This is a genomic window from Phyllobacterium phragmitis (assembly GCF_002980495.1).
GTDB classification, from domain to species: domain Bacteria; phylum Pseudomonadota; class Alphaproteobacteria; order Rhizobiales; family Rhizobiaceae; genus Paramesorhizobium; species Paramesorhizobium phragmitis.
On record NZ_PVBR01000023.1, the window covers coordinates 1 to 14078 of the forward strand.

Annotated in this window: 9 protein-coding genes and 6 pseudogenes; 12 read left to right on the forward strand and 3 right to left on the reverse strand. The window is 54.6% G+C overall.

All coding sequences use genetic code 11. The features are described 5' to 3' along the window. Positions 1-730 precede the first annotated feature (730 nt). Positions 731-1015, forward strand: coding sequence for a BapA/Bap/LapF family prefix-like domain-containing protein (locus C5748_RS29555; protein ID WP_425350292.1), 285 nt, complete (start codon positions 731-733; stop codon positions 1013-1015). A 159-nt stretch (positions 1016-1174) separates the two neighbouring features. Continuing rightward, a complete protein-coding gene (locus C5748_RS22655) occupies positions 1175-2371 on the forward strand; it encodes an FkbM family methyltransferase (protein ID WP_105744611.1) in 1197 nt (398 codons plus the stop codon). A 151-nt stretch (positions 2372-2522) separates the two neighbouring features. On the opposite strand, the pseudogene C5748_RS28645 reads toward C5748_RS22655, so the two are convergent. Together C5748_RS28645 and C5748_RS22660 are read right to left on the reverse strand one after the other, a co-directional pair. After that, positions 2523-2624, reverse strand: a pseudogene (locus tag C5748_RS28645) (transposase domain-containing protein); the annotation flags it as partial. Positions 2625-2693: 69 nt separating this feature from the next. Next, positions 2694-2910: pseudogene (locus C5748_RS22660) on the reverse strand (transposase); the annotation flags it as partial. 193 nt (positions 2911-3103) lie between these two features. Here C5748_RS22660 and C5748_RS29640 point away from each other — a divergent pair. Both C5748_RS29640 and C5748_RS29645 read left to right on the forward strand, forming a co-directional pair. Beyond that, positions 3104-3801 (forward strand): annotated as a pseudogene (locus tag C5748_RS29640) (IS110 family RNA-guided transposase); the annotation flags it as partial. 123 nt (positions 3802-3924) lie between these two features. Continuing rightward, entirely contained in the window at positions 3925-4242 is a 318-nt protein-coding gene (locus C5748_RS29645) for a hypothetical protein (RefSeq protein ID WP_245581935.1), read from the forward strand. A gap of 90 nt (positions 4243-4332) precedes the next feature. Here C5748_RS29645 and C5748_RS22670 read toward each other — a convergent pair. Further along, positions 4333-5334, reverse strand: a pseudogene (locus C5748_RS22670) (IS256 family transposase); the annotation flags it as partial. A 118-nt stretch (positions 5335-5452) separates the two neighbouring features. Here C5748_RS22670 and C5748_RS29030 point away from each other — a divergent pair. From C5748_RS29030 to C5748_RS22710, 8 genes and pseudogenes are all read left to right on the forward strand, one after another. After that, positions 5453-5662 (forward strand): annotated as a pseudogene (locus C5748_RS29030) (transposase domain-containing protein); the annotation flags it as partial. A 170-nt stretch (positions 5663-5832) separates the two neighbouring features. Beyond that, entirely contained in the window at positions 5833-6231 is a 399-nt protein-coding gene (locus C5748_RS22680) for a hypothetical protein (protein WP_146119592.1), read from the forward strand. 40 nt (positions 6232-6271) lie between these two features. Next, complete coding sequence (locus C5748_RS22685; RefSeq protein ID WP_146119593.1) at positions 6272-8128, forward strand: hypothetical protein; 1857 nt, start codon at positions 6272-6274, stop codon at positions 8126-8128. 421 nt (positions 8129-8549) lie between these two features. Further along, a complete protein-coding gene (locus tag C5748_RS22690) occupies positions 8550-9434 on the forward strand; it encodes a peptidase MA family protein (protein WP_146119594.1) in 885 nt (294 codons plus the stop codon). Between the two features lie 738 nt (positions 9435-10172). Further along, on the forward strand, positions 10173-11273 hold the full coding sequence (locus C5748_RS22695) for a YheC/YheD family protein (protein ID WP_158259908.1): 1101 nt from the start codon (positions 10173-10175) through the stop codon (positions 11271-11273). A 39-nt stretch (positions 11274-11312) separates the two neighbouring features. Continuing rightward, the gene (locus C5748_RS22700; RefSeq protein ID WP_158259909.1) at positions 11313-12245 is read left to right on the forward strand and encodes a glycosyltransferase family 2 protein; all 933 of its coding nucleotides are present in this window, start codon (positions 11313-11315) and stop codon (positions 12243-12245) included. Positions 12246-12436: 191 nt separating this feature from the next. Beyond that, positions 12437-12844 (forward strand): site-specific integrase, encoded by a 408-nt coding sequence (locus C5748_RS29035; RefSeq protein ID WP_245581936.1) that lies wholly within the window; start codon positions 12437-12439, stop codon positions 12842-12844. Beyond that, positions 12841-14043, forward strand: a pseudogene (locus C5748_RS22710) (IS256 family transposase). The gene C5748_RS29035 and the pseudogene C5748_RS22710 overlap by 4 nt, the downstream one beginning before the upstream one ends. Positions 14044-14078 lie beyond the last annotated feature (35 nt).

The window sequence follows — 14078 nt, forward strand, 5'->3', positions numbered from 1 at the left end:
AACCGGCTCCAACGCTGCGCAAGATGAAAGCTACGCGTTTCCGCCGGTTGCTCACACCGCGCCTGTTGGCGTATTCAAAACCACCGGGGCTCTAGTCGCCGCTGGATGAAAGTTCAGTGGCAGGTCACTGGGCATGCCGTAGGCAGCGCAGCATTCATACAGGCTTAACAAGTTGCTCAATGCGCTCCAGAAATCTTTTCAGGGCGGCGATATCTCGGCCGCCAGCACCGAGCGGATCCTGCGCCGGGCTGCGCGCCATGCCAGCAGCCCCACATCTTCGCCGAACTGCTCAAGACGAGAGAGCGATTTGAAGGGCCTATGCCGCCTGTTGTCGCGCTTCAGCCTTCGCGACCTGCAAGCCCACCGTCCTCGTCCTCACGTTCGACCACTATGTCGCTTCCGGTTCCAGGGCCACACAGCAAACAGAAGGCAATCAGCGCACCAATCCACGCTCTCTTCTGGGCAGAACGCAGCGCTATCTCAAGAAGGCAGCACGTGCCCGCTTAATCTCCTGAGCCTCCAAGTTAGCGAGTCCACAATTTGGATTTAGGATCATTGTAAAATTCTAATATTGATATGAAGTTAAAAATTACATATCATCAATAATACACTAATACTTTCTGTAATTCATCGCCTATATAAGAATAAATTCTTATACCAAGACGAAGATCAGATTATCAAAAGGAATTCGATATGCAAATTCGTGCAAAGATCACAACCTCTGGATCCGGTGCGCCACCATTATGGCTTTGAAAGGACACCTGCATCATTAGACACTGGTTCGACGTCACATATCGCCCTTGATATGCTTGTGGATTGGATAGAGGCCTATGCGCGCCAAGGAGCCGATCTCTATCTGCACTTGAGCAATGACGAGGCGGTTCGGCTAATAAATTTCTTTCATGCAGATGCATATGGACAGCCAAGCCTTTTGGTTGCGAATACCTACTCGGGCAGCGGATTTATGGTGAATTATCGCAAACTAGGCTTTCCGGTTGCGCGCGATGGTACATAGCAGCAGGGAGCTTAGAGCAAAACGCCCGGATGCCCCTGTCTACAACATATTGATCCAACACGGCGGCTGCGTCCGGTACGAGCTGATCGATCGCTCGGATGTCATCTTCTGCGGCACGCCGCAGGAATACGAAGAGTTATTGCAAACGGAGGACTAAAGATGGAATTGAAAGAGACACAATACCAGCCCTGTTTATTCCATACCCTCGCAGGTTGGAAGCCACAGTATTCCACGATGTATCGGCCAAGCCCCGACGGAGGATTTGTCATAAATGACGGAACTGATGCGGATTGGCATCTCATCAGAGTCTGGAATAACCTTTATGCTGGGGAGATTAAATTGACAGCTACTGTGCAACCGGTCCCAGGATGCAATGCCGACTTCTATATTCACCATTGGGGCAACATCGATATTTGCGCTATCGGGGCAGATGGTAAGGTTGTGAACAATGGTATGGCGAGATCTGTTGCGTGCAAGCAACTTAGCAACGGCCGGCTTGAGATCGAGGTTGAGTTTGAAAACAGGCACAACTCGATTTCAGTCGGCTTGACTCGGAGTAAAGTCGGGCCACGGTATCAAGGCGAGAACCGCGATCAATGGCAGATATTTGATCTCCGGATTTCACGGCGCGATTTTGCAATCGATGATGTCGATAAATTGGTCGTCGTTGACGTTGGAGCTCGCGGGGGAGCGAGAATGGAATGGCTGGGATATGGCAAACAAATTGAATTTGTTCTCGTGGAGCCTGAACCCGCTGCCGCCGAAAGTCTCCGGAAGCAGGGTTGCACAGTCATAGAGGCCGGACTATCCAACGTACAGGGAAAGAGTCCCCTCTATATTACCCGCTATCCCGCATGTTCATCGCTGCTCCGGCCAAACGACGCCGTTCTGTCACGTTATCATCTTGCGCCGATCTTTGATGTCGTCGCGACGACAGAGATTACCACGGAACGTTATGATGGCCTTTATGCGGCTGGCAAGGTACCCGCGCCGGATGTTATTAAAATCGACGTACAAGGTCTCGAATACGAGATTCTGGAAGGTTGCGGCGATTTGTTGAGCGGATGCAGCGCGATTGAACTCGAAGCGCATTTTTATCCATTATACCTTGGACAAAAGCTCATTGGGGATATCGTAACCTATCTTGACGGCTTTGACTTCGCGCTTCGAAAACTCTCGGAGCAGGCAAATTTCGATGGTGAGCGCGTGGAATTCAACGCGTTTTTCACCAAACGCGGACAATTGTCCTCGACCATGACGAAGAAAGTAGCCTTTGTAGAGCGCCTGTGGCGACTGCAAACATCGGACAGGGGACAGCGGATTGCACGCAGGATTCTGCAAAAAATCGCTGCATAAGCGGCCACAGGAGTGCTACCCAATTTCCTCTCGGGAAATCCGAACTTGCCGCCCTTGTGTTCTGTTGCAGAGCACAAGGGCGGTGCAATCTTTGCCTGTTTGGGCAATGAAGCTGCCGGGTATGATATCAATTCAAGCGTAAGCGGTGTTCTCAGGCCACGACCTTGGTTTCTGGCTTTTCGGCATAGGCCCACGACAGAAGCTCGTCGATCTGGCTGTTGGGATGGCCATTGACGATCCTGGTGATCACGTCTGGATCGTGTCTCAGGGCGTGGTGTAGCTTCGGCGGTTGCCATGCCTTCCGGACAGAGCCGGGAACGTGTCAACTTGCCGCTGGCAGGCTGATGAGCGGATCATCAGCTCATCGTGGCGATGGTCTCAAGGGTCATGTAGCGGGATCGTTGGACGGCCCATTCGTCGTTGTGTTCGAGGAGCAAGGCACCGACCAGTCTGACGATGGCGTCATCGTTAGGAAAGATTCCCACGACCTCTGTCCGTCGCTTGATCTCGCCATTCAATCGCTCGATAGGGTTTGTAACCGGTATAAGAATCTGGGGTGCCGATGTCCTGCTGCAGTTTTTAGAATTGCGGCGTATGCTGCGAGCATCCGGGACAGAGGCACCGGGAGCACGAAGGTGCGGGCAGGCCGATGCACACGATGAGCTGCGAGCTCGTGTTAGTAGCTGGCCGCCTCTGCGACTCGCCCGGTTGCGCCATGGTGGCCGTGTCGACATGACGCGAACAGATCTTGAGGGTCTCGGCAAGACACTATCGCAAACGGACGAGGTGGTGATCGAAGCGACGGGAAACTGCATGGCGGTGTCTCGCGTGCTTTCACCGTTCGTGCGACGGGTCGTGATTGCCAACCCATTACAGGTCAGGGCAATTGCACAGGCACATGTGAAGATCGACAAGATCGATGCAGGCACTTTGGCCAACTTGTATGCCGCGGGCTATCTGCCGGAGATCTGGACGCCAGACGCCGCCACGGAGCGCATGAGGCGACTGGTGGCGCGGCGCTATCAGGTTGTGCGACATCGGACAAGGATCAAGAACGAGGTCCATTCTATCCTGCACGCTCACCTGATACCGAAGTGCCCGCATGCTGATCTGTTCAACGGCCGCGGGCGCGAATGGCTTAAACGCCAGCCTCTGCCTGAAGATGAGCAGATTGCGATCGAGCGGCATGTACGCGAACTCGACCGGCTCGGCGAAGATCTTGCGGTTCTCGATCGGCAAATTGCCGAGGGCACCATGGATGATCCCGCGGTCAGACGACTGCTCACGATCACCGGCGTTAACCTCACCGTGGCGACTGGTCTGATGGCGGCCATCGGCGATATCAGCCGCTTCAAAAGCCCGCAGAAGCTGGTGAGCTACTTCGGCCTAATCCGCGGGTTCGCCAGTCTGGACTTGGCGCTGCGCATCACGGACGCATCAGCAAAATTGGCCGTAGCCATACCCGAGCCATGCTGGTGGAGGCGGCGGCGGCGAAAGCGCCGGGGCCGCTGCACGCCTTCTTCGTCCGGGTCAGGGCCAGGCGCGGCCATCAGATGGCAGCCGTTGCCGTAGCTCGCAAATTAACCGTTCTGGTCTGGCACATGTTGACCAAGGAGACCGACTATCTTTGGGCTCGCCCCAGTCTTGTCGCACACAAGACGCGAGCGATGGAACTCCAGGCGGGCAAACCGCAGAAGAAGGGCAATCAGCGGGGCCCCGCCTATGCCTACAACGTCAAGAATCTACGTAACCAGGAGATGCGCGCCGCTGAGCAAGCACAGAAGAGCTACGAACGCTTCGTAGAGACTTGGCGTCCGCGCCCGCCAGATCAAAAGACGCGCGGACGCCTCAATCCGGCAAGGCTCGAATGAGGTGGCCTGGCGGCGCTTTCAGCTGATGCACCACGCTTCACCCCGAGGTCGTCCGCGCATAAGAAAATTATCACATTTTAAGGGAAAACGCTTGTCGATCTTATCCGTGCTGTGAAGCTTGGTCCGGTGCTGCCTGGGAAAGGTCATGTAGGCGAACTCGTCCTGCTCGGCGCTGTCCATGAGGGCGGCGAGCTTCGGCACCTTCGGCCTGATCTGGTCGGCGACATTGCGCCACTGGGCGCTTGCGGCCTCCGGCGTGTCCTGGGCAAATGCCGTAGCGATGAAGGCGGAGACAACGCGGCGTCCGCTCTTTCCGGCATGGGCCAAGGCATTGCGCATGAAGTGAACCCTGCAGCGTTGCCAGGTGGCGGCAAGAACCTTGGAAACAGCCGCCTTGATGCCTTCATGAGCATCGGAGACAGCAAGCTTGACGCCACGTAGGCCCCGCCTAGTCAGCTTGCGCAGGAATTCCGTCCAGATCGCCTCGGCCTCGGATGTGCCGATCTCCATGCCCAACACCTCTCGGCGTCCGTCGGTGTTGACGCCCACCGCGATGATGACGGCGACGGAGACGATGCGCCCGCCGCGCCGGACCTTGAGGTAGGTGGCATCGATCCACAGGTAGGGCCATTCACCTTCTATGGGCCTGTCGAGGAAGGCCTTCACCTTGTCGTCGATCTCCTCGCAGAGCCGAGACACCTGGCTTTTGGAGATGCCCGACATGCCCATGGCCTTGACCAGGTCGTCGACGGAGCGGGTCGAAACGCCCTGGATATAGGCTTCCTGGATCACCGCCGTCAGAGCCTTCTCCGCCATGCGGCGCGGCTCAAGGAAGCTCGGGAAATAGCTGCCTGTGCGAAGCTTTGGAATGCGAAGCTCGACGGTACCCGCCCGTGTCTCCCAGTTCCGGTCGCGGTAGCCGTTACGCTGGGCCAGTCGGAAGCCATTCTTCTCGCCATAGCCCGCGCCGGCCTTCGCGCCGACCTCCAGCGCCATCAACTTCTCGGCAGCAAAGCCGATCATCTCGCGCAGTAAATCGGCGTCGGCGCTCTTCTCAACGAGTGAGCGCAGGTTCATCATGTCGTCGGTCATCGGTGGTGTCCTTCAGGTTGGTCTTGAACAACCCGACCCTAACGGAAAACACTGGTGACCACCGCTACCCTGCTACACCACGCTGCGGGACACGATCCACGTCTGCCCTTGCTGCCACGATGGAGCCAAGGCCAGCGCCGTCATATACAGCCTGATGCTGACGTGCCGGGCCTGTGGCGTCGAGCCGTTAGCCTGGTTGCGCCACGTCCTAATAGAGTTGCCTCAGCGCACCGAACTCTATCCTACGCCGAACTGGACAGGGCACCGTGCGGGCTGGCGACCCAGCCGATGTAACTACCATTCCATCACCCACTTATATTGCTCATAAGTTCCACGCTGGTTACGAATTGATAACCGGTGCAGAACAGCCGATGGATGAATTCAATCTAAACCTTAGATTGATATTGACTCTCATCCAATTCCGTAAATCGCAAAGCAGGCATTCCCATGAGCCTCTCTCATCTTCTCATGCGTGCTCGGCCTCAGGTCGAAAAAAATGTGGTCACGCTTGCCGATCCATACCCTGCGTTCGTTCTCTTCTTTTCGGTGAGCGATGGCCAGCGGCGCGCTGAAGTCACAACCATAACAGGTGAAGACTTTGCATCCGTATGGCGGAAAGGCATGCAGCGCGTTGCTCAGCTTGTCGAGAAGAAGAAGACGCCGCCGCGGTGGCTGCGCGTCGACTGGGTCGAAGCCGCCGAAGAAACCACCTGGCTTGATCTGCACGCGCGCCTGAAGGCTACGAAGCGCAACTATTTCCGTTACGGCCTTTCGCTGGATCGCGCCTTTCAGCATGCGTTTCTGGAGACCGAATTGAACGGCAACGCAATGCTTTATGAAGGAGGCGCGACGTGCCACGCGGTGCTGCCCGTCGGCGAACAACGTGTCGTTGCTTGAGGGATTGACCACACGGCTAAGACACATGGCGAGGACCGACATGACAACATCCGAGTTTAGCGCGCAATGCATCGACGCGGGAACGGGCCGCCAATTGGATGGGAATTTGACGGCGGCTCCTTTCAAGAACATGTTCCACCAGCGCTCCTACCTTTCGCTAATCGCGGCTATCCTGCGCCGGACGCCGGTTCATTTCGGGGCCATTGTGCTGGTCGTGTTTATATCTCAGATGGCTCTGTTCGCGACCTTCTGGCTCCCCTGGAAGGTGTTGGTGGTTCTTTCGGGGGGTAAACCCTGGCTCCTGCCGGCATCCGTCGCAACGCTACCGCAAGAGAACCAGGTACTCATCCTCAGTTTGGCGGTGGTGCTGGCATATCTGCTTCACCTCTCCTGCGAGAAGATAACTGGCTGGCTGTGTGTGCGTGGTGCCAGAAGGCAAAGGCTGGCGGGCGGCAAAACAGGGTTGTTCAACAACCAGCGTGAGATCGCCGAACAAATCTACCGGCGGATCACGCGCTGCCTCGCCGACGCATGTTTTATCGCTGTGTCGCTGTGGCTGCTGTCTCTGCTGTATCCCGCCATACTGGTTGTCTTCGTGAGCTGGAGCCTGTTTTTTGGGACTGCGATCTGGTGCGCCGCCGTCTGCTGGCGCCCAGTGCGGCACTGGCTAGCAACTTCGTTGGGGTGGACTTTGGGCGTTTACGCAAACACAGGCTTCTTCTGCGCTCTTGGCTGGCTGATCTGGGCCCATTGGCATGGGGCCATGCCTCCTTTTTATGTCAGCTTTATCGTGCTGTTCGTGTTGCGTCAGGCGCTGCAGCAAAGCACCAGCGTGGTTTTGAACCTGCGGAATCTGATGCGGCAGAAAAGCCAGGCGATGGCCCTGTTCCTGCCCGATGTACCTTGGCCTGCTTCAGCTCCGCGAAACAGTCCGTTCGATGATCTCTTGCGGGCGGAGCATCGGATGGACTGGATTCGCAAGTTGGTGCAATCCTACGAGGGCGTCATCGAAGGCGACTGGACCGTCCGTATGAGTATGACGGAAGTCGGCAACGTCGCTCTCTTTTTTGTCACCATCACGGAAAGTGGCAAAGAGAATCCTGATCCCAAAGGCTATCTGGTGAAGCTGTATAATCACACGCGAGACGCTCTTGCCCTGCAGGAAGCCGATCTGCTGAACGAGGAAGGAGCCTTTCTGCCCACATTCGAATGGCTCGGCGAGGACAAGGTGAAGGGCTATCTCTGCCATCTGATGCGCTGGCAACCGCACGCTGAACGTCTTGAAAGCGCAGCATACACGGCCGCCGCGGTCGCGATCCGAACCCAATTGTTGAGCCACGATCCTTCCCCGTCTTTAATCGACAAATATCGCCGCTCGCGTCCCAATCTGAGGGAACGATTGAAACCTGACATGTGCGAGGTCATCCTCCAGTCGATCGCAGACGAGAAGCAGATTCAGATCGTGGAGGATCTCCGCGATATATGGAGCGATCTGGTTTCCGTGCTTGACAGTCTACCCGAGCAACTTGCGCTGCCGTGGATGGGCGGCCAGCCGATTTACAGAAATGATGATGGCCGCTTCTGCCTCTATCACTGGGCGGGTTGGTGTCTGGAGCCTGTGGGAGCGGGCTGGCCGATTTCCGCCAGGATAGATAGAGAATTGAAGGAAGCCATCGGGCAGGCGGCGAAGATGCGGCCGGCTTTACGAAACGTGACGCCCCGTGCGGCCGAATTGGCCGCGCGCCTGTACGAGTTCGAACGGCGTTTTGCGGGCAAGAGCTACAATGGAGCGGCCAATATGGCGTTAAATCTTCTGCGCGTCTATTTGCGCGAAGAACAGGATTCGGGTCGTGCTGACATTCAGCACGTCATCTCGGATTCTCTCCCCGCTGAATGACTGGGAAAATATATCCATGCCCATGCGTTGCAGCGAAGTATCGGAGTGGCCGCAGCGACCGAAATGGCCGACGAGACTGTCGCATTCATTCGGCTCGAGTTGGTGAGGCAGCCTTGGTTCGCCCCGTCAAGACCGGCATAAGAGTTTATAGGATCAAGTTGTGACCCCACGGATAACCAACCACGTTAAGTCGTGTGTCTTCGCATTATGCGTGAGCCTGCCATCACCGACGTTCGCCGGAACTTTGCCCACCTACGCAACTTCTGCCGTAGATACTCAGGATCCAATCGTCGTTTGTCGAACGCATAGCTCAGGGGAGCTCAATAAGCTCGACCGAGTATACACAATCGGCGCTATCCGGGTTTTTTACACGATAGATAGCTCGCCTTCGAAGTTTGGTCACAGCATTCCCTTACACTCCTTGGCCGATCAAAATAAAAATGGGGTGCCCGATTTCGTGGAAAATGTTGCTCGACAAGCCGACGCGGCTCGGCGCGTGTACAATGTTCTCGGCTTTCGCGATCCATTGGAAAGCCCCCGCTACAGGTATTCAAAATATATCGACATCAATCTCCTCAGTACGAAGGCAAACGGCCTCGCCTTTGACGCAATGGCAAGACATCCGTTATCTCCAAATAGAGGGGGCGATTGCTCGCTTCACATAACCTTATCTGTGAATCTTCAGGATCGCGCGTCTATTGCCGCGAGATGGTTTGTTGTCTCGCACGAAATGTTTCATTTGTATCAATATGGTTATACTTTGTTCAAGCGTGCTTGGGTAAATGAACCACTCGCGAAATGGGCCGAGTACGCCCTGCGTAAGCGCGACATGTACCCGCTTGAAGCACCACCTGAAGCACTTCCGGCGACGACCTGCGAGATTGATAGCCTAATCGCAAATCCGGTCTCGCGTGAGGCAAATCGCTTCTGGAGCCGACTGGTTCAATTGATGGACAGCTCAGATGCGAAAATTCATTTGCCGCCTACGTTGATGCAGGAGGAATACGTGGGCGGGGAAAAAGTATTCAAGGATGATACCTTGAGAGGAGTTGGCTTTATAGCTGCAGTTTTCCAAACGCTTGATGCGGAGGACGACGCCATTTCGCATCTCAATAACTGGAGCGCTTATGCCTGGCACGAGAAAGACCAGATATCGAGGCATCACGACGGGCGCATCTTGGCTGCTATAGGGCGAGTCATTACCCGCGCTGGTGTTACCAACCCGGAAGTCGAGGCGTTCCTGCATGCGATCAAGGAATTTGGCAAGACCAATGACTGTTCTCTCCACAATGTAGGCAGCCGATAAATCGCGTACTTTCTTTTTCGGCACCTTATGTTGTTCATTAGTTTTCAAGGCAATATAAACAATATTAACAATTGGTAAACTTGTAAATGACACTGTTTTTCTTGTTGGAATTGACAACTCTGTCAATTCCAAGGTGGTTACACTTAGGAGTGCTGCACTCATCAATTCAGTATATCAAGCCTTGGACGCCGAAGACGACATTGTATCCTACTTGAACGGATGGAACGCATACGATTGGACAGAGAGCAATCAGACAGCATCATCGCATGACCCTCGCATTCTAGCCGCGATCCTGAGAGCAATACGCAGGACCGGCGTTTCAGATGATGAACTGGATCCTTTTCTAGAGATTGAGTAGCAGTGCTGTGGCAAGACGAAAGCCGGAGGAAGATGACGGTCCTGATCGCAGTTAAGAGTTAGATCGCCCGCTTGGCAAGCCATGAACCGCTCCGAAAAACCCGACGCCACAATGCACGGCGACTGCTCACTCAGAAATTGCTGCAACCGAGTTCGCGATGGGACGCGGTTGAATAGAACCGCTCCACTCCGGTCTCTTGCGCAGATCTGGAAGCTTCGCTTCGCGAGGTTGATCGCAAGGATATGCACTGGTGTCATCTGCCTCTCCTCCGTGAGCACCACCGCGGCGCTGAGCAGGCATCATACGACGCCCGCCGAAGGCGGCATTCGCCTGATCAGTTCAGCTTGAGAATTTTTATTGCGACAAGGAGATGCACTGACATGAACGAACAGACAAACGCTTGGCCTACTGCTACCGAACCTGCGGATTCGGTTTTACGCGTGGGCATGCTGCGCATTAATACAAAGTATGTATGGCAACCTCAGCATACAGCCTGCGCCATGATGTACACGGCCAGGCAATTCGATATCGAGTTGTTCCTTTTTCACCCCGATGATGTTGATCTGAAAACAAGAACGATTAATGGTTTATTTCTTGTGCACAATGAGAAGGTTAGAAAGCGCGTACCGTTTCCCCCGGTGATCGAAAATAGCATTCTTGACGAAAAGGAATATGGAGAGCTTCTTAGGGAACTGGAAAAAGACAGTGTGTTGGTGAGACATCCACTTCGGACGACAAAACTTCGAACCTACGACACTCTGGTGCGAGATGGCCGGTTTGCGTCCATTCTGATTCCCACGGAAAAATTTGCATCGCCCGATCAAATTATCGCGGCTTTGGAGAAGCATGGCAATATCATCATCAAGCCCGCTAGTGGCGGGCGGGGCTCAGGGGTCCGTCGTTTAAGCAAGCAAACCGGATCGTACTTGCTTACGGAAAAGAATACGACGCAACACCTTGACGAAGTTGGGTTGGTAAAATTTCTTCGAGAACTCGAAGATAGAAAAGTTACTTATGTCTGGCAGCCCTATATCGGCTCGCGCACCAAGAGCGGCAATCCCTTTGACATTCGCATTCACGCGCGCCGAGGCCATAAAGGGAAGTTTCAAATTCACCTTTTCCCTCGAATCGGCAATGCAACGGGCGTTGTCTCGAATATCTCGAGTGGCGGCTATTCCATGGATATCAATGTTTTCCTGCGTCAGGAATTTGGCGATATGCATGGAAAAGTCAAGAACGAGCTCGTGAATTTGGGCAACGTGTTTCCGGAATATTACCAGTCATTTCATAAGCCGACGACCCTCTTTGACGTGGGGCTGGATATTGGCATTCAGCAGTGCGACGGCGTGCCTAGTCTGCACCTGTTTGAGGTAAACACCTACATCGATGGACCGTTTTTTGAAATCGAGGATGCCATCACTCACTTCGAATACTTTCGCCACCTCGAAGAACAGCGTACGCGCCAAAAAGCTGTTTCGTAAACGGAGTAAAACAAAGTGGTCCCGGGAAATCCTAATAGCTTGATAAGCTTATCGATAATTATTCCGTATTACAACCGAAAGGAACTTCTTATCGAGTGCCTGAATTCCATTGCGGAAAGCGATTATCCGCAAGAGAACTACGAAGTAATAGTCGTTGATGATTGCTCGCCAAATGGTATTGGCGAGATTCTAAGTTATTCCAAGATTAAGAACTACCGCGTTTATCGTCTTAGCGTTAATTCTGGGGGCGCTTCCATTCCGCGCAATCTTGGGATATCCCAGGCGCGCGGAGAATACGTACTGTTTATCGACAGCGATGATTGCATTTCCGCGGGAATGCTAAGTCGGTCCATGGGGATTGCCACGCGCAACGATTGCGACATGGTGATCATTAAAAAGATTTCGGAAAGAAAAGCCGCAAACGGCTATAAGGCGATAGTTGAGGATTTGGAAAAAATAGAGATAAATTCCAACGACATCTTGCCTAATATTGAAAGTTTCGTTTTTGGCGATTGCTACGCAATTGGTAGGTTGATGCGTCGTGATGTTATCGACCGGTTTGGCATTCGGTTTCCTGAGAATCTCAAGGTAAACGAAGACCTTTGCTTTTGTCGTTTTTTCTGGTGTGTGGCAAAAACAGCCGGCATTTGTGCAAGCGAAAGTTACTGGTTGAGAGCAGCAGGCTCCGATGGTCTGTCTTTGCACGGGATGCCTAGGGAGGCGGCATATAATTTATTGGGTTATATTTTTAGAAATATTTTAACAAAGCCAACCGAATTCATTTCACCGGAAAAAAAAATTCGCATATTCAACGGAAGAATCGGACAAAACTATGTATTGCGATTATTGGACCACCCACACTATGCATCGTTGATGAAGAGTAACCACGAGAAGTACTTCCTCGCGATGAAGGATTCACCCGATCTTAGCGCGCAAGGTCGCGAATTCATTGAACGACTGCTTTATCAATGAAGCCTGTCAGACGAGATAAGGACGAGAGCCCGGCGCTTGGCTCTGACTGGGTGCGAGGCGGAGAAATCGGTTCCACGCAGATTGAACTGATGAGAGTCCCGTTGGCATTTTTGCAATAACAAGGTTTGGCCCAACAAAGGTACGGAAACCACCACGGATATCAGCAAAAACACCGTTGCATAGACGCATTCTTGTGGGAAGCCCGCTACTTCCTTGCCTGGCAATTCGACCGGAACGGGGTCGAGGGTCTCAAGGGAGTAACCGTCGGCGACATCGACAGCTATATGGACCTGCGTGGCTCGAAGCTGACGCGCAGTTCGCTGAAATCCACAGCGGAGCGGCTTCGTTCGCTGCCGCGCTACCTCCACAGGACGGCCCGCGTTGCGGCAGATCTGTCGCCACATATCATCTCGCCGCGGCTCTATGCTTATGAAGGGGTGCCGTCGATTCTGGAGCGCGACCAGATCACCGCGGTTCTGGCAAGTACGAGCATGGACATGACGGCCGCCGGTTTGCGGGACCATGCGATATTACAACTCGGGACTGTCAGGAATTTCGTGCTTGAGGTCATGATGATGGAAAGGAGAATCATCACATAGCCATTGATAAAGAGCTTTTGGACCAATTGCTTGCCGGACGCGATCCGACCGAGGTTTTTGCCAGGGAGGGACTGCTCGACGAGTTGAAGAAGGCGCTGTCGGAACGCATTCTGAATGCCGAGCTGGATGAGCATCAGGACGGTGAGCGCGAGGCCGGCGGCCCCGACAACCGGCGCAACGGCGTGTCGAAGAAGTCGGTCCTGACGGGCACCTCGAAGGTGCAGCTTGCGATCCCGCGCGATCGGGCCGGCACCTTTGATCCGAAGCTGATCGCCAAGTATCAGCGGCGCTTTCCCGATTTCGATGAGAAGATCATATCGATGTATGGCGCGGCATGACGGTGCGCGAGATCCGCGGCCATCTGGAGGAGCTTTACGGCATTGACGTGTCGCCGGACCTGATCTCGGCTGTCACCGACGCCGTTCTGGAGGAGGTCGGCGAATGGCAGAACCGACCGCTGGACACCGTCTATCCACTTGTCTTCTTCGACGCCATCCGGGTCAAGATCCGGGACGAGGGCTTCGTCAGGAACAAGGCCGTCTACATCGCGCTCGGCATCCTGCCCGACGGCGCCAAGGAGATACTCGGCATCTGGATCGAGCAGACCGAGGGCGCCAAGTTCTGGTTGCGCGTCATGAACGAGCTGAAGAACCGCGGCGTCGCCGATGTCCTGATCGCCGTCGTCGATGGCCTGAAGGGCTTCCCCGAGGCGATCAACGCCGTCTTTCCGCAGGCGATCGTCCAGACCTGCATCGTGCATCTCATCCGCCATTCTCTGGAGTTCGTGTCCTGGAAGGACCGCAAAACGGTGATGCCTGCGCTCAGAGCCATCTACAAGGCCCGAGACGCCGAGGCCGGCGAAGGCCCTGGAGGAATTCGCGGCAGGCTATTGGGGGCAGCGCTATCCGGCGATCACGCAGAGTTGGCGGCGCAATTGGGAGCATGTCGTGCCCTTCTTCGCCTTTCCCGAGAGCGTGCGCCGGATCATCTACACCACAAACCAAATCGAAGCGCTGAACTCCAAACTCAGACGTGCGGTTCGCACCCGCGGGCACTTCCCAAGTGACGATGCCGCTATGAAGCTGTTATATCTGGTGCTGAACCACGCGGCCGAGGAATGGAAGCGCCCGCCGCGCGAGTGGTTCGAGGCCAAGACACAATTCGCCGTCGTCTTCGGCGAGCGGTTCGTCAGCCAGTGACGGAAACAGGCCTCAGGCACAAAATATCCGACAGT